This window comes from Streptomyces sp. MK7 (assembly GCF_032658145.1).
In the GTDB taxonomy this organism is placed as follows: Bacteria; Actinomycetota; Actinomycetes; order Streptomycetales; family Streptomycetaceae; genus Streptomyces; species Streptomyces spiralis.
In genome coordinates this window covers 1-21,053 of sequence record NZ_JAVACL010000067.1, presented here as the reverse complement: position 1 = coordinate 21,053, position 21,053 = coordinate 1, and the positions used below count along the sequence as shown (strand labels likewise).

At 69.6% G+C, this 21,053-nt stretch carries 19 protein-coding genes and 2 pseudogenes; 9 read left to right on the top strand and 12 right to left on the bottom strand.

Going from position 1 to position 21,053, the window contains the following annotated elements; genetic code table 11:
• Window positions 1-43: 43 nt before the first annotated feature.
• Window positions 44-358: a helix-turn-helix transcriptional regulator gene (locus R2S09_RS37155; RefSeq protein ID WP_306188053.1), complete on the bottom strand. Its 315-nt coding sequence runs from the start codon at window positions 356-358 to the stop codon at window positions 44-46.
• 102 nt (window positions 359-460) lie between these two features.
• Here R2S09_RS37155 and R2S09_RS37150 point away from each other — a divergent pair, with 102 nt between their 5' ends.
• The 3 genes and pseudogenes from R2S09_RS37150 to R2S09_RS37140 all read left to right on the top strand — a co-directional run.
• Window positions 461-1,096 (top strand): arsenate reductase ArsC, encoded by a 636-nt coding sequence (locus tag R2S09_RS37150; protein WP_316745587.1) that lies wholly within the window; start codon window positions 461-463, stop codon window positions 1,094-1,096.
• Window positions 1,097-1,142: 46 nt separating this feature from the next.
• Window positions 1,143-1,562: an arsenate reductase ArsC gene (locus tag R2S09_RS37145; protein ID WP_316745586.1), complete on the top strand. Its 420-nt coding sequence runs from the start codon at window positions 1,143-1,145 to the stop codon at window positions 1,560-1,562.
• Between the two features lie 5 nt (window positions 1,563-1,567).
• Window positions 1,568-1,806, top strand: a pseudogene (locus R2S09_RS37140) (NAD(P)/FAD-dependent oxidoreductase); the annotation flags it as partial.
• Window positions 1,807-2,619: 813 nt separating this feature from the next.
• Here R2S09_RS37140 and R2S09_RS37135 read toward each other — a convergent pair.
• Window positions 2,620-2,889, bottom strand: coding sequence for a hypothetical protein (locus R2S09_RS37135; protein WP_316745585.1), 270 nt, complete (start codon window positions 2,887-2,889; stop codon window positions 2,620-2,622).
• A gap of 189 nt (window positions 2,890-3,078) precedes the next feature.
• Here R2S09_RS37135 and R2S09_RS37130 point away from each other — a divergent pair.
• A pseudogene (locus R2S09_RS37130) lies at window positions 3,079-3,444 on the top strand (DUF2892 domain-containing protein); the annotation flags it as partial.
• Window positions 3,445-3,593: 149 nt separating this feature from the next.
• Here R2S09_RS37130 and R2S09_RS37125 read toward each other — a convergent pair.
• Window positions 3,594-4,568: a helix-turn-helix domain-containing protein gene (locus R2S09_RS37125; protein ID WP_306188060.1), complete on the bottom strand. Its 975-nt coding sequence runs from the start codon at window positions 4,566-4,568 to the stop codon at window positions 3,594-3,596.
• A 225-nt stretch (window positions 4,569-4,793) separates the two neighbouring features.
• On the opposite strand from R2S09_RS37125, the gene R2S09_RS37120 reads away from it, so the two are divergent.
• Window positions 4,794-8,939: a hypothetical protein gene (locus R2S09_RS37120; protein WP_316745584.1), complete on the top strand. Its 4,146-nt coding sequence runs from the start codon at window positions 4,794-4,796 to the stop codon at window positions 8,937-8,939.
• A gap of 297 nt (window positions 8,940-9,236) precedes the next feature.
• Here the strand turns inward: R2S09_RS37120 and R2S09_RS37115 are convergent, their stop codons facing one another.
• The 9 genes from R2S09_RS37115 to R2S09_RS37075 all read right to left on the bottom strand — a co-directional run bounded on the left by R2S09_RS37115 (window position 9,237) and on the right by R2S09_RS37075 (window position 17,734).
• Window positions 9,237-10,541 (bottom strand): CdaR family transcriptional regulator, encoded by a 1,305-nt coding sequence (locus R2S09_RS37115; protein ID WP_306188064.1) that lies wholly within the window; start codon window positions 10,539-10,541, stop codon window positions 9,237-9,239.
• A 306-nt stretch (window positions 10,542-10,847) separates the two neighbouring features.
• On the bottom strand, window positions 10,848-11,438 hold the full coding sequence (locus R2S09_RS37110) for a hypothetical protein (protein ID WP_316745583.1): 591 nt from the start codon (window positions 11,436-11,438) through the stop codon (window positions 10,848-10,850).
• Complete coding sequence (locus R2S09_RS37105; RefSeq protein WP_399145527.1) at window positions 11,402-11,935, bottom strand: FAD-dependent monooxygenase; 534 nt, start codon at window positions 11,933-11,935, stop codon at window positions 11,402-11,404. The genes R2S09_RS37110 and R2S09_RS37105 overlap by 37 nt, the downstream gene beginning before the upstream one ends.
• A gap of 63 nt (window positions 11,936-11,998) precedes the next feature.
• Complete coding sequence (locus tag R2S09_RS37100) at window positions 11,999-12,580, bottom strand: hypothetical protein (protein ID WP_316745581.1); 582 nt, start codon at window positions 12,578-12,580, stop codon at window positions 11,999-12,001.
• Between the two features lie 20 nt (window positions 12,581-12,600).
• On the bottom strand, window positions 12,601-13,338 hold the full coding sequence (locus R2S09_RS37095; RefSeq protein ID WP_316745580.1) for a fumarylacetoacetate hydrolase family protein: 738 nt from the start codon (window positions 13,336-13,338) through the stop codon (window positions 12,601-12,603).
• A 77-nt stretch (window positions 13,339-13,415) separates the two neighbouring features.
• On the bottom strand, window positions 13,416-14,606 hold the full coding sequence (locus R2S09_RS37090) for a PP2C family protein-serine/threonine phosphatase (RefSeq protein WP_316745579.1): 1,191 nt from the start codon (window positions 14,604-14,606) through the stop codon (window positions 13,416-13,418).
• 358 nt (window positions 14,607-14,964) lie between these two features.
• Window positions 14,965-16,149, bottom strand: a complete 1,185-nt coding sequence (locus R2S09_RS37085; protein WP_316745578.1) for a cytochrome P450 — start codon at window positions 16,147-16,149, stop codon at window positions 14,965-14,967.
• Window positions 16,150-16,179: 30 nt separating this feature from the next.
• On the bottom strand, window positions 16,180-17,535 hold the full coding sequence (locus R2S09_RS37080) for an FAD-dependent oxidoreductase (RefSeq protein WP_316745577.1): 1,356 nt from the start codon (window positions 17,533-17,535) through the stop codon (window positions 16,180-16,182).
• Window positions 17,525-17,734 carry a ferredoxin gene (locus tag R2S09_RS37075; protein ID WP_030176846.1) on the bottom strand — a complete coding sequence of 70 codons (210 nt, stop codon included), beginning with the start codon at window positions 17,732-17,734 and terminating at the stop codon, window positions 17,525-17,527. Before R2S09_RS37075 ends, R2S09_RS37080 begins: the two co-directional genes overlap by 11 nt.
• Before the next feature lie 394 nt (window positions 17,735-18,128).
• Here R2S09_RS37075 and R2S09_RS37070 point away from each other — a divergent pair, with 394 nt between their 5' ends.
• The 4 genes from R2S09_RS37070 to R2S09_RS37055 all read left to right on the top strand — a co-directional run.
• A complete protein-coding gene (locus tag R2S09_RS37070; protein ID WP_306188081.1) occupies window positions 18,129-18,533 on the top strand; it encodes a hypothetical protein in 405 nt (134 codons plus the stop codon).
• Entirely contained in the window at window positions 18,425-18,898 is a 474-nt protein-coding gene (locus tag R2S09_RS37065; protein ID WP_316745576.1) for a CbrC family protein, read from the top strand. The genes R2S09_RS37070 and R2S09_RS37065 overlap by 109 nt, the downstream gene beginning before the upstream one ends.
• A gap of 184 nt (window positions 18,899-19,082) precedes the next feature.
• Window positions 19,083-19,223 (top strand): hypothetical protein, encoded by a 141-nt coding sequence (locus R2S09_RS37060; RefSeq protein ID WP_316745575.1) that lies wholly within the window; start codon window positions 19,083-19,085, stop codon window positions 19,221-19,223.
• 324 nt (window positions 19,224-19,547) lie between these two features.
• Window positions 19,548-21,053 (top strand): cytochrome P450 (locus tag R2S09_RS37055; RefSeq protein WP_316745574.1); only part of this gene is annotated, 1,506 nt, incomplete at its 3' end.

Below are 21,053 nucleotides of genomic sequence, written 5' to 3'. Positions count from 1 at the left end.
GGGGACGGCGACGGGACGCGGCGATGGACGGGCGCCGGGAAATTCAGGGGCAGGACCGCTTGACGTTGTTCTCGGCGGTGGCGCGCGCGGTCTCCGCGAGGTCGACGAACTGACCGGCAAGCGAGGCGATGACGTCGGGCTTGAGCCGGTAGTAGGTGAACCGGCCGCACGGCTCCGTCTCTACGACCCCGGCCTCGCGCAGCACCTTCAGATGGTTGGAGAGGTTGGTCTGTCTGGCCCCCGTCTCCTCGATCAGGTGCGTGCTGCAGAGTGTCTCCTTGGCAAGCAAGGTGACGATCTGGAGGCGGAGCGGGTCGGCCAGAACCCGCAACAGATCAGTGTCGACTGACGTCAGCATGGACTGATACTGTCACATCACTCCGAGCTGATACCAGCCTGGGCTGATCCCTGGGACCCGCATCCCCACACCCGAAGGGACCCACGCCCCGAAGGGGTTCCCATGACCGCGTCCCCGCCCCCTGTCCTGCCCGACGAACGCCTCGCGGCCGGCATCGCCCGCCTCGCCGTCCGCTACCGCGGGCACTTCTCCCCGGAGACCATCCAGCGCCTGATCATCGACTCCTACGAACGGCTCGCCGAGCACGCCCGCATCCGTACCCACCTTGTGGTGCTGGCGGAGCACCTGGCCACGGAGCGGCTGGACGCGCTTGCGCATGTTCAGGGGGCGCCGGGCAGTGGCCTGCCGCGGGTGCTGTTCGTGTGCAGCCACAACTCCGGCCGCTCCCAGATGGCCGCCGCCCTCCTCGCCCACCGGGTGAACGGCAACATGGTCGTCTCCTCGGCGGGCACACACCCGGCGGCCGCGGTCGAACCGGTCGTCGCCCAGGTACTGACCGAGGCCGGGGTGGACCTGACGGACGCCTTCCCCAAGCCGCTCACGGACGAGGTCGTGCAGGCCGCCGACATCGTCATCACGATGGGCTGTGGCGACGCCTGCCCGATCGTCCCCGGCCGCCGCTACCTGGACTGGCCCGTCACCGATCCCGAGGGTGCGCCGATCGCCGTCGTCCGCAGCATCCGCGACGAGATGGACGCCCACATCACCCAGCTGCTCGACTCGCTGCCGAGCACCTGAAACCGACTCCCCCCACCCTCTTGATCCACTTACGAAGGAAGAACCAATGTCCTCCAGCCCGCTCGCCTCTGTGCTGTTCGTCTGCGTCCACAACGCCGGGCGTTCGCAGATGGCCGCCGGATTCCTCTCCCACCTCGCGGGTGACCGAATCGAGGTCCGCTCCGCCGGCTCCATCCCGGGCGACCAGGTCAACCCCGCCGCAGTCGAGGCCATGAAGGAGGTCGGCATCGACATCTCCGAGGCGAAGCCGAAGATCCTGACCACCGAGGCCGTCCAGGCGTCCGACTACGTCATCACCATGGGCTGCGGTGATGCCTGCCCGATCTTCCCCGGCAAGAAGTACCTCGACTGGGCCCTGGAGGACCCGGCCGGCAAGGGCGTCGAGGCCGTCCGCCCGATCCGCGACGAGATCAAGACTCGCATCGAGGGACTGATCGCCGAGATCGACGCCCAGCAGGAGGCGTGACCTCAGTGACCGACAGCGCGATACGCGAGGTCATCGTCATCGGCTCCGGCCCTGCCGGATACACCGCCGCCCTCTACACCGCCCGCGCCGAACTCAAGCCGCTCGTCTTGGCGGCGCGATCTTCGTGGGCGGTGCGCTCACCACGACGACCGAGGTCGAGAATTTTCCCGGCTTCCCCGAGGGCATCGACGGCCCGGGCCTGATGGCGAACATGCGGGCCCAGGCCGAGAGGTTCGGCGCGGAGAGGGGCGGCGGTGGCTGGGCCTGGATGGCCTTCATGCCCCTGGTGTGGATCGTGCCGCTCGGCCTCCTCGTGTGGGCGGTGATCCGCCTCGTGCAGCACCCTGCCGGTCGCGACAGCAGTCATAGCGGCTGGCAGCCACCACGAGAGACCCCGGATACTACGCCGAGCTTCTGGACCGCGGCGGTAAGCGCGCCACCGAGGTCATCGTCGACCCGGGCAGCGGCATCGTCCAGCTGGAGTTCGGCCCGGCCATGATGTGGAACACCTCCTACGGCATGATGCGAGTCCCCGAGCCGACCGGTACCGCAGCCATCGGGCCCGACCAGGCGGTGCGGATCGCCGACGGCTGGCTGAGCGAGCACCGCACCGGTCTGCCCGCCGCCGAACCCGACCAATTCCCCGGCTACTACACATTGCACACCCTGCGCGACACCCACATCGTCGGAATGCTCTCCGTCAACGCGACCACCGGCGAGGTCTGGTATCACACCTGGCACGGCCGCTTCATCCAGATGCAAGAGCCCCGCAGTAGCGCCAGACCGTGGGCGTCGCAGCATTGCGCACGGCTCGGCGTGGACCAGTGCCGCCCACCTCCCCGTCCAAACGACCTACTATGGCCATTCTCATTCCATTTCCACTGCGTCCCGACGACCGCAGGGCTCACCGAGTCAACCGTTCTCAGTCCTTCCGGGCCCCTGTTGAAGTGGCCGACCCGAGGAAGCCCACCGGCCGGGTTGGCCTCCAACGGCGGCACAGGTGCGAGATGCGCGAGGTTCGGACCAAGACTGGCTGGCGGTGAGATCGCCGGAACGCTCAGCCCTCGATGTGATAGCGGCTCTGGGACACTACGGCTTGGCGGATCTTGGTGGTGAAGTCGGCGGTACGGGCGATCCGGTCCACGCCGCCGGCCTTGTTACGGCGCAGAACGCTCTTGAAGTTCTGGTCCAGAGTTCCTGTCATGCGGAACATCAAGTCATCGCCGAGATGGTCGAGATCGATGTTGAGGAGGTCCCGCGGCGACGGCTGCCGTAGGCGTGTGAGGGTGTAGGCGGACATGGCCGCCAGCGGGTAGAGCGTGCGCACCGTCGACGATGCCGTCCATGATCTCGTCGTTGTCCAGGTCCCAGTCCTGCAGAGCCTTGTCCGCGGCGAAGAACGTGAAGAAGTCGTCCCGGCTCTTGTCCGGCGCGAGCTTACGATGCTGGTCCTCCAAGATGCGCTCCAGCAGCCGCTGATCATTGCTCTGCACCGACACCACGCGAGACCCCCACCCGCTCCGAGAACGCCTGCCGCGTACTCGCGGACGCAGGCATCCACACAGCCACGCTCGCCGGCGGCACCGGCGCCCGGGCGGCCCAAGGCCATCCTCTGCACCGTCCCGAGGGAAGCACGAAGGCCACCTGGGGCATGGAACGCCAGGCCCGCCTCACCGCCGGATCGGTCGTCCTGCTCGGCCTGGCACTGGGCGAGTTCGTCCACCCGGCCTTCCGACTGCTGTCCGCCGGCATCGCCGGGGGCCTGGTCTTCTCCGCGGTGACCAACACCTGCGGCATGGCCGCCATGCTCGCCAAGCTCCCCTACAACCGGCCCAGCAAGGCCGACCTCGACGCGACGCTGGCACGCCTGCGCGCCAACTGAACCCGGACCGCGATGCGCACGAGGCCGCCCGTTCCCGACACGTCCGGCCGCGGCCTCGTCGCGGAAGCACGCCGAGTTCGCCACCTTGGGTTCTCTGTCAGCCATCCCCGCCGGGCGCTCCCGGCGCTGTCAACCATCCCGGACGGGGATCAGAGCCACCCGCGGCGAACTGCCTGCGCGCCCGCCTGGAACCGGCTCGTCGCCCCGAGGCGGACGGTCAGGTCGGTGATCCGGCGGCGCAGGGTGCGTTCGCTGAGGCCGAGTTGGCGGGCTATGGTCTCGTCCTTCAGTCCGGCGTGGAGCAAGTGGAGCAGAGCACGCTCCGCCTCGCTGAGGTCGGGATGGTCGTCCGTCTCCCGGGCCTCGCTGCCGAAGACGGGCGTGGCCTGCTGCCAACTCGCCTCGAAGAGGTCGACCAGGGCGTCGCACAGCGGTGACCGGTGGACCAGGGCGGCGGTACTGCGCAGGCCGTCGACGCCGGCGGTGAGCGGAACGACGGCATCGCGGCGGTCGAAGACCAGCATTTTCAGGGGCACATGGGGCAGCACCCGGGCCTGTTCCCCGAGGAGCACGAGGTGCTGGAGCAGTTCCGCGCGTTCGGGGATGGCCAGCACCTGGCTCGAGTAGACCGCCCGTGCCCGCACGCCACGGGCCAGCAGGTCCTCCTCGGACTGCAACGCACTCGCGTCAGCCGTGAGGTAGGGCGGGGCGTCGAAGCACAGCACCTCGTGCTCGGCGCCCGCCATCAGCGCGGTCAACCAGTCGGTGATTGCGGTCGGCCCCTCGATGATCTCGACCAGCCCACTCGGATCGGAGTTCAGCTTGCGTTCGTTGAACTCGGCGCCGTAGGCGTCCAGCGCGGCCTCCGCGCGCTCCAGCTCCAGACGGCGGGCGCGGATCAGAGCGGCCAGGCCGATGCGCGGATCCAGCGGGGCGTAGCGGGTGGGTCGTCCCGCCGAGGGGACCGCGAGGCCCGCCGCGACCAGGTCGTCGAGCATGCGGCGGGCCTGTGCCGTGCCGCAGGACTGATGCCTGGCCATTTCGGTCGCGGTCAGTGGCGGCGAAGCCAGCAGATGGCGGTAGGTGCGCTCGGTCGCATCGTCCAGGCCCAGGGACTCCAGCACAGGTTCGCCTCCTCATGTATGTCCCGGCCGAGGCGGCGCGTGGCCGCTACCGGCTGCTGACCGGTATCGGCCAGCCGTTCGTCCCCCGGTGAGCCGGGTGCGCTGGAACAGTACCGGCATCCCCTGCAGGGCGGTTCACCAGTGCGTCTTCGACACAACCGCCCTGCTCCCACCCGAGAGGCGCGTGGTCACTTGAGAATGCGTGGAAAGGGCATACGCTCCGGCATGGTCGCCACCGTGCTGGGGCTCGCCGCCGGCCTGCTGGTCACACCGTCGGCTCAGGCGGTCCCTCAGCAGGGCGCGAAGAGCGTCCGGCTGACCGCCGCCGCGATCGAGAGGCTCAGCAGGCGTTACGAACCCCGGATCGACGGCACGCCCGGGCAGGTCGCCGCCCAGGAGGGGCCCGCGGCTGCCGCCCCGGTGCTGCCGGGCACGAAGCCGAGCGTGATGGCCGGCCCGGGCGAGCACACGGACACCTCGTCCTCGTCCGTCGCCCCGGGTTTCCAGCGCACCGGTCGGTGGGAGACCGCCCGTGGCTTCGCCGAGAGCCTGGCGCTCGGCGGCACCAAGGACTGGGTGGGCGTCTTCAGCGGCGGGACCGTCGCCCGGTACGACGCCCAGGGCAGGCAGGTGTGGAGCCGCGGAGCCACCTCCTTGTACAAGGACTGGCAGGTGACCCCCGACAACTGGTTCCAGCCCTACCCCTATCTGCCGAGCCTCTATGCCGGCTACAACCCGTACCAGATGTCGGCCACCGGTAGGCATCCCTACGTGACGGCCGACTTCAACGGCGACGGTGTCCAGGACGTCGCCGTCGCCCACGCGGTGGGCGACTGGCCGTTCCGGCCGTTCTCCTCACCCGGTTCGAAGGTGGACTACGGCACCTTCGTCACGGTCCTGGACGGCCGTAGCGGGAAGACGGCGTGGAGCAAGCTGGTTCCCGGCTACGTCGGCACCATGCTGGTCCAGGACGGCAAGCTGATCGTCGCCAACACGGTCGGCCCGGACTGGGGCGGCGATCCGGTACCCGAACAGGGCGACAGCCGCAGCAATCTGACCGCCTACAGCTTCGGCCACGCCGGTGACGGCAAGCTCACCGGGACCGCCGACTGGACCTACTCGACGCACGCGCCCTGGGCGTACTGGGGCGATCTGACGTCGATGGGAAGCGGCCGGATCGCCGCGTCGTGGTCCGACACCCCGATGGACCTGGGAAGCCCGCGCCCGGCGGACGGCAACGTGCTGGTGCTCGAGACCTCCGACGGCAGCGTCATGGCGCACACCAAGACTCCCGGCTACCCGCGCATGCTGGTGAGGGATCCGGGCGCGGACCGTGTTCTGGTGGTCGAGCAGAACGACCCGTTCGACAAGGTGCGCTGGGACCTGACCGCGATCGATGCGCACAGCGGTGAGCGTGCGGTGCTCGCCTCTCGTGAGGGCACTGTGCCGGAGGCGTTCAAGGTCCTGCCGAACGCGCACGGCGGGCAGCCCCGGTTCGCGGTCGCAGAGCTCGGCATCGACGCCGACTTGTCGGACGGTCAGAGCACGATCTCCGGCTGGGACGCTCAGGGCCGCACCCTCTGGTCGTACACCACGGCCTCCACGATCGGCGGACCGAACGCCCCGACCATGGAGCTGTCCTCCGACGCGAAGGGCAGCGAGGTGTTCGCCTCGCTCTCCGACCCGACGAAGGCCACCGCCGCCACCCCGGCGGGTCCCGAGCACACCCAGCTCGTCGGACTGAACGCCGCGACCGGTCACCTCGACTGGCGGCAGGACGGCGCCGTCTCCGGCGACACCCTCACCCAGTACCAGGGCGGACTCCTCACCGTCGGCTTCGACGGCACCGCCTACACCGTCAACCCCCACAGCGGCACGTCGCACGCCATGCCCCTGGCCGGCGACCTCTACGCGGCCGTCGCCGCGGACGTGAACCGGGACGGGACCCAGGACCTGATCGTCTCCGGCCAGAGCCGGGGTGTCTTCGCCCTCGACGGCAGGACCCTGAAGAAGGCGGCGCCGACCGTCCTGTGGCGGTCCACGGTCGACAGCTCGGTGCACGCCCTGCGTCTGGTGCCGAACCCTGGCAAGGACGCGGCCGGCGACTCCGTCGTGGCAGCGACCGACCGCGGCTTCACCGTGCTGGACACGCACAGCGGTGAAGTGCGCGCGAACGTGAGCACCGGCGGCTACGTCGCCTCGCTCACGGTCGTGGGCGACGGCCACGGCGGCTCCGCGATCGTCGTCCCGGGCAGCAGCCTGACCGCGTACACCAAGCAGGGCAAGAAGCTGTGGACGTACCGGCCGGACGGCACGGAGGGCAAGAGCCTGGTCTTCTCGACCGTCACCACGGACGGCGCCGGCCACCTCTTCTTCGAGTACGGCGGCACGCACAAGGGGATCGGCCTTCCCACCAAGGCCACCGATCCGGCGCCGACGGCGGTCAGCCTGGACGCCGCCACCGGCACCCCGAACTGGACCGAGACCCCGAGCGATCCCGGTGCCGTCGCAATCGTGCCGACCAACCCCGCCCTGGCCGACCCGAACATCCCGAGCGCGGACGGGCACGGTGTCGCCTTCGCCTACACCGGTGACTTCACGACCTACCAGCACCTGGTCCAGATCCTCGATTCCCGCACCGGCGCGGTGATCAAGAACTACGAGAGCCCCGGGATGTCGCAGGGCTTCGTCGCGTCCAAGAAGACCGGTATGGTCGAGATGCGCGAGTTCAACGACTTCGTGTACCCGGCGGACGGTGGCGAGCCCTACGACCTGCCCACCTTCCTCGGCTTCAACTCCGGAGTGTTCGCCAGGTCCGTCGGCGGAACCGAGGCGTTCGTCGGCGCGTACCAGAAGCTGTGGTCCTACGACACGCCCTTCGCGGACAACGACGGGTTCCTCCGCGAGAGCGCCACGGACTTCGCCCTGGGGGCGAGCCAGGTGGAAACAGCCGAGCTGGGCGACGGCCCGGGTGACGACATGATCGGTCTCGCGCTCGACTGGCGGGCCCTGAACATCTCGGCCCAGGCGATCGGCGGCGCTGTCAACGACATCGACTACTTCCCGCACGGCCTGACCACCTACAAGCTCTCCGAGGACGAGCCCACCCGGATCCCGACCCCTCCGAACGGAGACACGACGGCCGCGGCCCCGCAGACCGCCGCCAAGGCCGGCCAGTCCCCCGTCGACCGGATGCGCAGCGCGAGCCCGCTGAAGGACCTCAGCATGCCGATCGGCACCGCCTCGGTGCCGATCGAGATCCAGAAGACGGTTCCGGCAGCCAAGAAGCAGAGCGCGGGCCAGGACAACGCCAAGGAGGTCGCCCCCGGCTACACCCCGCAGCAGATCCAGGCACGCCTGGGCCTCAAGGGCGACGGCACGGGCCAGACGATCGCGATCGTCGACGCCTACCACTACCCGACGGCCAAGGACGACCTGAACCACTTCGCCGCGCACTTCAACCTGCCGCCCACCTGCGACTCGGTGAGCACCGGAACCGACTGCTTCGACTTCCAGCAGGTCTACGCCGACGGCACCCAGCCCGAGGTCGACACCGGCTGGAACGAGGAGGCGGCGCTGGACATCGAGTGGGCGCACTCGGCGGCCCCGCACGCCAAGATCGTCCTGGTCGAGGCCAAGGATCCGACCATGGCCGCGCTGTCCCTGGCCGAAGACGCGGCCGCGGCGCTGCACCCGGCCGCGGTCAGCAACAGCTGGGGCGCCGGCGAGTTCTCCGAGGAGGCCTTCTACGACGGCCACTGCAAGCTGACCGACTCCGTCTGCGTCCAGTCCACCGGAGACTTCGGCTACCCCGGCAGCTACTCCGCCACCAACCCCTACGCCCTGGCCATCGGCGGCACCACCCTCCGACTGGACGCCGACGGCAACACCATCGACGAGACGGCGTGGAGGTCCACCGGCGGCGGCCTGAGCTACTTCGAGCCGCGCCCGGCCTACCAGGACGGCGTGCAGCCCTCGCCACTCAGGGCCACACCGGACGTCAGCTTCGTGGCCGACCCCGCCACCGGCGTGCCGGTCTACCTGACGATGACGTACGGCGGCGCCTCCCACTCCATGTGGTTCAAGGTGGGCGGCACCAGCCTGTCCGCCCCGATCTGGGGTGCGATCATCGCCTCGGCCGACCAGCTCCGGGCCACCGCCGACAAGCCCCACCTGGCCTCATCCGGCCCGGACGGGGACACGGCGCACACCGATGTCTACGCGCTCGGCAGCAGCTACCTGCGAGACATCACCGCCGGCTCCAACGGCCGATGCGGCGCGGAGTGCACAGCCGGCCCCGGCTACGACACCGTCACCGGCCTCGGCTCCCCCACCGCGGGCGTCGACGGGGCCCTGGCAGCCATGAAGTAGCCATCCGGTGTGAGCACGCAGGGTCCCGGCGTCCTTCTGGACGCCGGGACACTGAGCTGTCTGTCGTCGAGGCTCTCAGCCGAGGTCGTGCAGGGGGCGCTGGGTGACCTTACGAGCGGCTGCTGTCACGCTGGGTTATTATGCTCCCTTCATGCCGGAGGCCGGAAACAAGGGTCGCACCGCCATCGACGGACTGTGGGGAGACAGGGAGACGAGTAGACGAGTGTGCCAGTTGAAACTCCCCAGGCCCTCGACTCCGCCTGGCGGACCGTCCGTCACGGCACCTTGTACTCGAGCTCAGCTCCTGGCCGATGGGCCGAGGGGCGAGGCGGCCGCGATTTCGAGCGCCACGCGCACTTCCAGCGAGCTGATTGCCGTGGTGGTGACGGGCAGCAGTTCCTCCGCGCGTTTGACGCGGTACGTGACGGTGTTGCGGGCTACGTGCAGGCGTTCGGCCGCGGCGCGGGGACTGCGTTCCTCGGTGAGGTAGACACGCAGAGTTTCGCGCAGCTCACGCAGGCGGTCCCCCTCGGAGGCCAGCGGCCCGAGGACCTCCTGCACGAACCAGCGTGCGTGTTCGGGGTCGGCCGTGACGAGGGCCGCCAGGCGGATGTCCTGGTAGTCGCAGAGCCAGGAGCCCGACGCGTGCGAGGCCATCCGTTGTGCCTGCAACGCCCCCAGATGGCTGCGGCGCATGCCGTGGGGCCCTGGTGCGGGCGGGCCGAGAGCCGCACGCACTCCTGCCGGCTCGGGCAGGGAGCTGCACAGGTGCCGGACATGGTCTTCGTCGGACTTGCCGCTGACGGCGAACCATGCCCACACATGGTTGTCGTGAGCCGGGATGACGAGCGTCCTGGCCGCTCCCAGGGCGCGGGCCATGGTCGAGGCCGCGTGGTGCAGCCGTTGGGCGGCGGGCGCGGCGGTGGCGGTGTCGTCGCCCCACAGCACCGCGGCCACGTGCGTGCCTGACAGGTCGTACCGCAGACGCAGGGCGGCGGCTTCTTGGTCGACCGGGCGGGCGGCCAGCAGTTCGTCGATGACGGCGCGGCGGGCGGCTTCGTCACTGCCGCGCCAGCGGTCCCGTTCGGCGATGTACTCCTCGGCCATCACGCTCGAATGGGCGTCGACGTAGGTGAACATCAGGTCGTCGATCCGGCGCAGCTCGGCCAGTCGCTGGTCGGCCGGGACGTGCTCCTCGACTGCTGCTGCCAGGCCGCGCGCCAGCTGCGCGTGCCCGAGCCGCACCCCCCGCAGGACGAGCTCCAGCGGGATGCCGCGACGCGCGAACTCCCGGCATCCTTCCAGCGCATCCTCGGTGAGGGTGGGGAGGGGCCGGCCGATGTCGGACGCCATCAGGTGCAGGAACGTCAGCACCACGGACTGGGTCACACGCCGCAAGGTGGTCGCGGCAGCGGGACCGCCGCCGTGCTCGGGCACCTTCCTGAGGACCTCCTCCGCGATGGCGTCGGCGCTCTGGAGCGCCCACTCGACCGGGCCCGCGCCGAGTTCCGTGCGTGCCGCGGCCAGTTCCGCCGGTGACAGGACGGGCTCGGTCAGGCGGCCGGGGTCCGGCCGCAACCACTGGAGCCACTGTCCCCTCACGCTTCTCGTCCCTCCGTCGCGGGGAAGGTGGGCGAGCGGGCCGCTCGCAGCTGCAACCCAGGTCAGGGAATCATATCTTCCCTGCTGAGTCGAGCAGCCGCGTACCCCGCCGCTGAGGACGACGAGCGCCGCCGTGCAGGCCGGCGGCAGGATGCGTCCTGCCGCCGGCCTGCACGGTCGCACCGTTCACCAGCAGGGGTTGTTCACCCCGCGCGGCGGCGCGGCGGTGCGTGAAGCGCCGCCCCGTGCCGCGCGTCGCTGTGCTCGGCGCGGCCTGCCATGGGCACCGGCTGTGGCGCCGGTGGCTCAAGCGGTGACCTCCGGGGCGGGGGCCGCCGTGAGCCCGCCGCGCGGCGCAGTGACCAGACGCGGGAGGTCGGCCGTACTCTTGGCGCCGCCGAAGACGTAGAAGTCGGGGCGCACCAGCATGGCCTCGATGCCCGTACGGGCCAGGTCGGACAGGTAGGTGCGGTCGAGATCGACGACGTCGTCGGCGCCGTTCGCCGCCGGGTCGTCGGTGATCCTAAGCAGGCGGAGCCCGATCTGCTCACACCAGGCCAGGGTGTCCTCGTCGAGCCCGTCACGCGGATCACCGGTGGTGAGCAGGGTGAGCCCGATGCCGACGGTTTCGTCGAACATGCCGGTACGGCCCCTGAACCGCACCCGTCCCTGCCGGCTGAGCTGCCCGGTCGGCTCCGCGGTGGCGCCGGTGCGGTCGCGGTCCAGCAGTCCGCCGGTGAAGGTCCCCAGGAACTGGTGGTCTCCTTGTGGTACGCGGCCTGCCTGCTGGTCGGCGATCATGCGGGCGTCGCGCTCGGCCGCCGCGGCCGGGTCCGGGTCGCAGATGACCCTCCCCAGCATCACGGACTTCTCGATCGCATCTGCAGATGCTGGCATCGCTCGGTGGTGTGGGTGTCCAGCAGACTGTCGTCGGCTTTCCCGGACAGCACCAGGTCGAGCTTCCAGCTCAGGTTGATGGCGTCACGGAGGCCCGAGCACAGGCCCTGCCCGGCGAACGGCGGCATCTGGTGGGCCGCGTCCCCCGCCAGCAGCAGCCGGCCGTCGCGCCAGGAGTCCGCCCAGCGCGCCTGGAAGGCGTAGACGGTTTGCCGCTCCAGGGTGGCGTTGTCCGGGTGCAGATCCCACGGCTCGAGCAGCTTCCAGGCGGTCTCGGCCTGCTGGAGCTCGGCCATGGGCTCGCCGGGCAGGCGCATGAATTCCCACCGACGGCGGCCGGGGCCGCCGACCACTGCTGTGGTCGGCCGGGCCGGATCGCAGAGCTGCAGGTTCCGTGGCGTCCATGCGCGGTCCCGGTCACGGGGCATGACGTCGAGGACCAGCCAGTCGTACTTGAAGCCGAGGTCGGTGACCGAGGTGCGCATGCACGAGCGGATGAAGCTGTTGGCACCGTCGCAGCCGACGACGTACGCGGCCCGGAGTGGGCTGGTTGAACGCGCTCACGTTGGGCCAGCCGGAGTAGTTGTCGTCCGAGAAGTCGAAACGGAGGAGCAGCTGACCCTCTCCGTTGTGCCACTCGTAGTCCACAGCGGGTTCGCTGAGAGCGGCCAGGCTTCCTGGTCGGTGGAGCCCAGGACGACGTGTCCGAGGCGGCGGACGCGCACCGGACCCTCACGCAGCACGCCGGGGGCGCGCTCGCCGGTCCGCTCGTTCCACCCGGGAGCGTTGTACGGCATCCGCGCGGCGGCGGGCTGCACGATGCGCGGCTGCACCTCGACGGTCACCGTCACCTCGGTGCCCGGGTCGACCGCGCGCAGGCGGTGGGTGTCCCGGACGAACGGCACCTCGAGCCGGTCGAGGGCCGAGCCGATCCGCCCGAGGTCGTCCTGGTCGTCGGCGCTCAGGGTGAGTTCCTCCAGGCGGCGCCGCGCCGCGTGAACGATCTTGAGCTGTTCGCCACCGTCGGCAGTGGCGAACCGGCGGTCGCCGAGGTCGGTCAGTCCGAAATCGGCGTAGTAGGCCGAGGTGTCGGCCACATTGGGCACCCCGATCGTGATGTGCGCCACGCGGTGCAGGGCCATGGCAGTCTCCTCAAAGAGCTTCAGTGTGCGGATGGTGTACGCAGACAGGTGTGGGGCCGCGCGTCAGACGGCCTGGTGCCTTCGGGGTAGGTGGGGCCGGCGACCAGGGGGTTGCGCAGCTCACCGATGCCCTCGATCCAGCTGCGCAGTTCCTCGCCGGGGGCCAGGAACCGGCGCGGGTTCCGGGCGCCGCCCACGCCGGCCGGGGTGCCGGTGAAGATCAGGTCGCCGGGCAGCAGCGTGCAGATCGACGACATCCAGGCGATCTGCTGGGACACCGAGAAGATCATCTGGGAGGTACGGGAGTCCTGCATGGTCTCGCCGTCGATCGCGCAGCCGAGCGCGAGGTCGTCGGGGTTGTCGAACTCGTCCGGGGTGACCAGCACCGGCCCGGTCGGGCTGAAGCCGGGGAACGACTTGCCGAGGGAGAACTGGGGCGCCGGTCCCGACAACTGGATGCCGCGCTCGGACAGGTCCTGGCCGAGCGTGAGGCCGGCCACGTACTGCCACGCGTCCGAAGCGGCGACCTGGTGCGCCTCACGACCGATCACCGCTACCAGCTCGACCTCCCAGTCGACCAGGGCACTCGGCAGCTCGACCGTGGCGTAGGGCCCGGTCAGGGACGTGACGTACTTGGTGAAGACGGCGGGACGCTCCGGTACGGCGACCCCCGACTCCGCCACGTGGTCGGCGTAGTTCAGCCCGACCGCGAAGACCTGCCGCGGGCGCGGCACCGGCGCGCCCAGCTGCTGCTCCACCACGGCGATCCGCTCGTGGCCGGTCCCGGCCGCCGACTGGGCCCAGTCATCGGGGTGAGGGAATGCGCGGAACGTGTTCAGCCGGCCAGACCGTGACGGCCGGCTGGCTGTGGACGAGTGCGACCGTCGGCATGGGACGCGAGGAGCGGCCGGTGCAAATGGTGTGACGGGGTGCGTTCGATGATCAGGAAAGCGGCGTCGTCGGTGAGCTGCTCGCCGGTGTGCGCGAGCAGGTCGCGGTGAATGTGGTGCAGCAAGGCCTCGGGGCTTGAGGCGGGGAAGGAGGCGACGCGTTCGGCGAGCGGGTAGAAGGCTCCGGTCGGTGAACGGGCTTCGATCACACCGTCGGTGTAGAGCAGCAGCAGGTCACCCGGTTCCAAGGCGAACCGGTCGGTCCGGTCGTCGAGTACGCACAGCGCACGCAGGCCCAATGGGGGTGCGGGACGGCGGGAGTTCAGGGCAGCCGCCTGGCCACCGCGGATCAGCAGCGGCGGCGGATGGCCGCAATTGAGCATCTCAGCCTGTGGGCCCTGATCGGGGATGTCGATCATGACGGCGGTGATGAAGTGCTCGCCGGCATCGTGCGCGGTATCGGCGACCTCCTCCAGGTTCCGGCAGACGCTCTCTTCGACGGCGGTGACGAGCTCGGGCAAGGAGGCGTACCGGTGAGCGCCCTCACGGAACGCACTCATCGCCACCGATGCCTCGCCGACGGAGGCCAGCCCATGGCCTCGTACGTCGCCGATGAGTACCCGGGTGCAGGCGTGATCGGCGCGGGCGACCGCCAACAGGTCGCCCCCGATCTGAGCCTCGTCCTCGGCGGCCAGATACAGCCAGGCCACCCGCAGCGGCCCGATCCGCCGCGGTGGAGGCCGCAGCAGAACCCGCTGCGCCGTCTCAGCCACCGACCGCAACCGACTCAGCTCCCGGGCATGCCGCTCCCGCACATAACAGACGAAGGCCACCATAGCCGACAGCACAGCCAGGGCGATCAGCTGCGCCACGTGGTTGGTCGTAGTCAGCCCGCCGTGGAAAATCGCGATGATCACCAAGGCGACCTCCGCCAGAGCCCCGACCAGAGCGGTAAGCCGCGGTCCGGCGAAGACGGCGGTCAACGTCGGCGCGATGACCAGCAGCGGGCCCAGATGAACACTGGTCCCGATACCGATGTCCACCGCAGCGATGGCCACGATCAACGCCAGCGCCGTCACCAACAGACCGCGCCCCTGTTCCGGGAGCCGGTCCCGCCAGACACCCCGCAGACGCATATGTTCTTTTTACTCCTTTTTCGCGGGCAGGCTCCCCCAGGACATCGCACTCGCTGTTGCGACGCTGCTCTGCATACACCTTGCGGCCCGTTGCCACCGCTGACCGAGCTTGGGACCTGGCGTGCGGGAAACCACCACTTCACGTGCAAGCCGAACTTGCGCCCGTACGGCCGGATCGCTCCCGGAGATCATGGGGCTCTGCCGCCGCTACTGGAGCTGTGGCTCACCCGGCCCGAAGCGACAACAGGCAAGCCCCGGACAGCATGGCCGAGATGCTCCTGCACATTCTCGGCCTGTCCTGAGGCCCGCGGCGCACTCTTCCCACTGCAGTCTGACGAGGGCGCCGTGCCCCTCGGCTTCATAGGCGGATGGGCAGGTGGCGGGGGCCGCGGAGCATCGCGTTCTGCCGGTAGGGGGGCGGGTCCTGAACCAGGCTTGCCGTCGCGAGATAAGGAAGCAGCGCGCCGAGCGCGGCGTAAGCCTCGACACGGGCCAAGGGTCCGCCGTAGCAGGCATGAATGCCACTGCCGAAGCCGAGGTGCTGGTTGTCCGGGCGGGCGGGGTCGAACCGGTCGGGGTCGGGGAACCGTCGGGGGTCGCGGTTGCCTGAGGCCAGGGCCAGGATGACCGAGGCGCCTTGGGGGACGGGCGTACCGGCGACGTCCATGTCGGCGTGCGGGATGCGCTCGCGCATATGGACGGGGGGCTCGTAACGCAGCAGTTCCTCCGCCGCACGCGGGAGCAACTCCGGTTCCCGACGCAGCCGGTCCAACTGCTCGGGCTGACGCAGGAGAGTGAGAGCGCCGTTTGTGATCAAGTTGACCGTGGTCTCATGTCCGGCGATGAGAAGCAGTACGGCGGTTTCCGCAAGTTCCTCCTGGGTGAGCCGCAGGGCCGGGTCCGGCTCGTTGACGAAGGCGGAGAGCATGTCGTCGCCCGGCTTGCCGCGGCGCTGCTCGGCGAGGTTCAGCAGGTAGCCGCCCATCTCCATCCGTGCCTGGTCGCCGGCCTTGTCCGGCTCGGTGGAGTCGTCGTCGGGCCTGACGTCGGCGGCTGCGACGATCGCGTCAGACCAGGCCCGGAAGAGCGGCTCGTCCTCGTGCGGCACGCCGAGCAGGCGGCAGATCACGGTGACGGGCAGCGGGTAGGCGAAGTCGTCGACGACGTCGATCTGGTGCCCAGCCTCGAACGGCTCCAGCAGTTCCTTGGTGATCCGGTCGATCTCGCCGCGCATGCCGTCGACCCGGCCCGGGTTGTGCGGGGGCCCGAAGGGCCGCATGGCCAGGGTGCGCAGCCTGTGGTGCTCGGGGTCGTCGAGCCGCAGGAACGGCGGCTTGTGGGTCACCTCGCCACGGGTGCGGGGATCGGCACTCATCCGTGGGTCGTGGAGCAGAGCGGCGATGTGGTGGTAGGTGCCGATCAGGTAGCTGCCGTCGGCCTGCGGCACCACGGGACCGGCCTCGCGGAGTTCCGCGTACAGCGGATAGGGGTCGGGGCGGCTGGCGTAGTCGGTGATCCGTGCCAGCAAGGTCGCGGAGTCCATGGTGGCTCCTCGTAGGGGGCGGGATGTGGGCTACACCACCGTCAGCCGGCGGTCGGGAAGGTGACCGGTGAGTGCGACGGTCGGGCCGTGGGACAGGACGGAGGGGTCGGGTACGGCGGAGGGGATCGTGATGTCGGCCGCGATCGCACGGTCCTGCGCGCCGGGCGGGGGCGGGAAGGGAGCGGCGGTCTCGATCAGGTACCGGTAGTAGTCGAGCACCTTGGCCATGTCGACGGTGACGGCGGCGGTGACCCGGCCCTGGTAGCCGTAGACCATCGCCAGCCGGCGCGCCTCCAAGGAGCCCTGGGCGATGACGATGTGGTCGGAGTAGGTGGGCACGCCGACCGACTTGATGTTGAGTCCGAACTGGGTCGACCAGAACACCGGGATGGCCAGGTGCGGGCGCTGCAGCGGCCCGGGGCTGACCATGTTGTGGGCGGCCACCTCGGCCTGCTCGACCGCGTTGCCCCAGTGCTCCAGGGAGAGCATCTGGTAGCCGAACAGCGGATGGGGGAAGCGGGAGACGTCGCCAGCCACGAAGACGTCGTCGGTGACGATCCCGTACATGTTGAAGGCCCGGCACCCTGCGTCGCAGGCGATGCCGCGCGGGCCCGCCGCCAGCCCCGACTCCGCCAGCCACTCCACGTTGCGGATCGCGCCCAGCGCCACGACACACACGTCCGCCTCGACGCGGCTGCCGTCGGACAGCTCCGCGCCGGTGAAGCTTCCGTTGCCGTTCAGGGCGGTGACCGTCACCCCGGTGCGCAGGTCGACGCCGTGGTTGCGCTGCATGACGGCGGCGAGCTTGGACAGGGTGCCGCCGAGCGCACCTACCAGGGGTGCGGGGCCGCGTTCCGCGACGGTCACCTCAAGGCCCAGTTCCCGGCAGGCCGAAGCGATCTCGGAGCCGGTGAAGCCCCCGCCGATCACCAGCACCCGCTCCGGCCCCGCAGCCAGCCGCTCGGCCAGTCCCGCGCCGTCCTCGCGCGTGCGCAGGGTGAACACCCCGTCCAGGGCGCCTTCGTCCGGGTTGGGCCAGGGCCGCGCGCGGGTTCCGGTGGCGATCAGCAGCCGGTCGTACGGCAGCGACTCGCCGTCGGCCAGCAGTACCCGTTTCGCCAGCAGGTCCACACCGGTGGCGCGCACGCCTAGGCGCCATTCGGCGTGCGGATCCCGCCGCATCGGCAGCTCGAGGGTGTCCGCCGTCGCCTGGCCCAGCAGCACCTGCTTGGACAGCGGCGGCCGGTCGTAGGGCGCATGGGGCTCGTCCCCGACCACCGTCAGTGAACCCGTGAATCCTTCCTCGCGCAGCGCCTCGGCTGCTCTCAGCCCGGCCAGCGACGCGCCGACGATGACGATACGGCCGTCTTTCAGGTCACCGGGCACCGGTGCTCACCTCTTCCCCGAGGAGGATCGCCTGCACCGGGCACGCCGCCGCGGCCTGGCGTACCCGCTCCACCTGGTCGTCGGGCACGGCCGTGGCGTACAGCAGCCCCTCCTCGCCGTGCAGCTCGAACACCTCCGGTGCGAGGAACACGCACTGCGCATAGCCCTGGCAGCGCGTGAGATCGACAACGGTCCGCATCTCCACCACTTCTTCCTCCGTTGTCACACCCCCCTCATCTCCAGCATGGGGCCAGAGCCGAGTCCCTGCATGCCTTGTGCTCGAGAGCTGGGATGGGGCCAGCACGATGAGAGGGAGATGAATGAATTCCCGGGGAGAACCTTCCAGTTGCTCATCAGCGTTCAGCGGTGACACCTCGACGAAGCAGTGGTGCGCGCCGCAGTCAGCTCGTCCGGGTGACCCGAGTCACTGTCACCGCCCCCTCCCATTTCCATACAACGTATGGTTATCCTGGCAGGGTGATTCCATACGACGTATGGAACTGCTTGGCTGATCAACGCCAGACAACGCCAGGCGCCTCACATCGCCCGCAAGCAGCCGTTGGTGCAGACCGCACCAATCGGAAGGAAAGATCATGAAGAAGCTCACGAAGCGGATTACTGTCGCTGTTTCCTCCGTGGCGGTCGCCGGTGTCGCCGTTGTCGGTGCCGGGGGCACCGCTTCGGCCGCGACTACTGCACCCGTGCACGTCCAGCGGTCGGCCGGCGTCAACGCCGCCGACTACCGGTGGGACCACGGTGTCGGCTACCTGATCGAGCAGGGCTATTGCTGGGACGAGAACCGTGGCTGGCACCACGACGACCGTGTCACGGACTCGTCCTGGCACAGCCGCGACGGTCGCTGCTACCGCTGGGACGACGAGGGGCGCGGGTGGAAGTCCGACAGGTCGTACCGGCACAACTGGAACCGCTACGAGCGCGACGGCCGGGACTGGTACCACCACAACCAGTACCACGGCGACTGGGACTACCTGGGCTGAGACCACTACGGCCGGAACCACGGTGGGACGGTGTCAGCGAGGACGTCTTGCATGAGATCACCCGTCGCACCCCTGGATTCCACGCCTGGCAGGATCCGCAGTGGCTCGTCCACTGCCACGACGCGGCCGCCTTCGTGGGCGAAGTCGGGTACACCGGGTTGGTGGCGCATCCGGAAGCCCTCGAGCGGCTGCGGGCCGACATGCGTCTCGACGGCTGGCACGACGAAAACCAGCTTGAGCACTTCTTGACCCACCTAGGCGAGCGGGCGACCGCCATGCTCTTCCGCTGCACAGTCTGCGGCGCCCACCTCGCCCACGCCCGGCGGAGGCGGTGCCCCTGGCGCCGAGGACGGCTGCCGCGGTGATGGCGGCCGAGGTGGTCGCGAGAGCGGCGCGCTGCACGAGCTTGTGCATGGTCGTCTCCCTGTCGCAAGGGCCGGTCGTGGTGGGGCGGCCAGGGCCCGAAACCCCTTTCCATACGCTGCATGGGACTGCCCCCCGACCCCACCACGCGGTCCGCACCGCACTCCCTGCCGGCAACACTCCCCCTTGCGGGGAGCCGTCGAGAGAAAGGCGGACGCCGCGCTCCTGGACCTGCTGGAGGAGCTTGGGAAGGGCGCCTCCGCCGAGGGCGAGACCAAGCGGCGGAACGCATCGAAGGGCGAGGGCAGCACCAGCACGAACCTCTGATCGTGCCTGCGGCACAAAGAGAGGGCGTCGCGCGACACGGGTGGCGCGCGAGCTACTCCATTTCGTTTCGAAGCGCGGGTTGCGGACCGGCGCTGCTCACGTGGGTGCGGCGAGCCCAAAACAAGCGGAATTTTTAGTTCCGAGGACCAAGATCCCGTGCCGCGGTCGCGGGTTGACTGCTCTGTGTGGGTGGCACGAGTCGGCCACTCGCTTTCCGTACTACGTATGGTTTCAATTCCATACAGCGTATGTTTCCGTAGGACGCCACGGCATCGACCTGCGCAGCGCGCCCTTGCCCGTCCCCCTCCACGCAGAGGAGCAGTCATGACCACGCACTCCGCGAACGACCTTCGCCCCATCCGGTCCCCGCGCGGGATCCCGATCCTGGGCCAGCCGCAGATACCCGACACCAACCCGGTGGCGTACTTCGCCGAGCAGGCCAAGCAGTTCCCCGAGGGCATCTACAGCGTGGACCTCGCCGGCCAGGAGAATGTCTTCGTCTACGACCCGGACCTGATCACCGAGGTCTCCGACGAGACCCGTTTCGGGAAGTCGATCTTCGCGCCGCTGACTCACGTCCGGGACTACACCGGCACCGGCCTGTTCACGGCCGCCGACGACGAAGATGTCTGGGGCATGGCGCACCGGATCCTCATGCCTGCGTTCAGCCAGCGGGCCATGAAGGGGTACTTCGGCCAGATGCTGGAGATCGCCCAGAACCTGGTCGGCAAGTGGGAGCGCAAGGAGGGCCAGCCGGTCAAGATCACCGACGACTACACCCGGCTCACCCTGGACACGATCGCCCTGTCCGGGTTCGGCTACCGGTTCGACTCCTTCGAGAAGGAGCAGCTGCACCCCTTCCTCAACGCGATCCTCGAGGCGCTGACCGAGTCGATGCGGCGCACGCAGGAGCTGCCGTCGATGACCGCGCTGCGGGTGGACGACGACAAGCGGTACCACGAGAACATCCAGCTGATGCGGGACCTGGTCGAAAATGTGATCAAGGAGCGCCGTCAGGGGAAGTCCAGCGGTGAGGACGACCTGTTGGGCCTGATGCTGGAGGCCACCGACCCGGAGACCGGCAAGCCGCTGGACGACGACAACGTCCGCGACCAGGTCGTGACCTTCCTGATCGCCGGGCACGAGACCACCAGTGGTCTGCTGGCGTTCGCCACCTACTCGCTGATGCGCAACCCGCACGTGCTGGCCCAGGCGTACGCCGAGGTGGACCGGATGCTGCCGGGCGACACGGTCCCGGACTACGACACCATCATGCAGCTGGACGTCATCCCGCGGATCCTGGAGGAGACCCTGCGCCTGTGGGCTCCCATCCCGCAGATCATGAAGGCCCCGATCGAGGACACCGTCATCGGCGGCCAGTACGAACTCAAGGCGGGCACGAAGGTGAACCTGCTGATGGGGCCGCTCCACACGCACCCCAAGGCCTGGGACCGCCCCGAGGAGTTCGACATCGACCGCTGGCTGCCGGAGAACCGCGCCCAGCACCACCAGCACGCCTACAAGCCGTTCGGCAACGGCCGGCGTGCCTGCATCGGCCGGCAGTTCGCGCTCACCGAGGCCAAGCTGGCCCTGGCGCTGGTGCTGCAGAAGTTCAAGTTCTCCGACACCACCGACTACAAGATGGACGTCCGCGAGGCGCTGACCCGCAAGCCCGGCGACTTCGAACTGGTGGTGCGCCAGCGTCAGGAGCACGAGCGGGCCGTCTTCAGCATCGCAGCCCTGGACAGCGACGAGGCCCACGAGCAGGTGCAGGTCAGCGGTGTCGGGGTGAACCTGACCGTCGCCTACGGCTCCAGCCTCGGCTCGTGT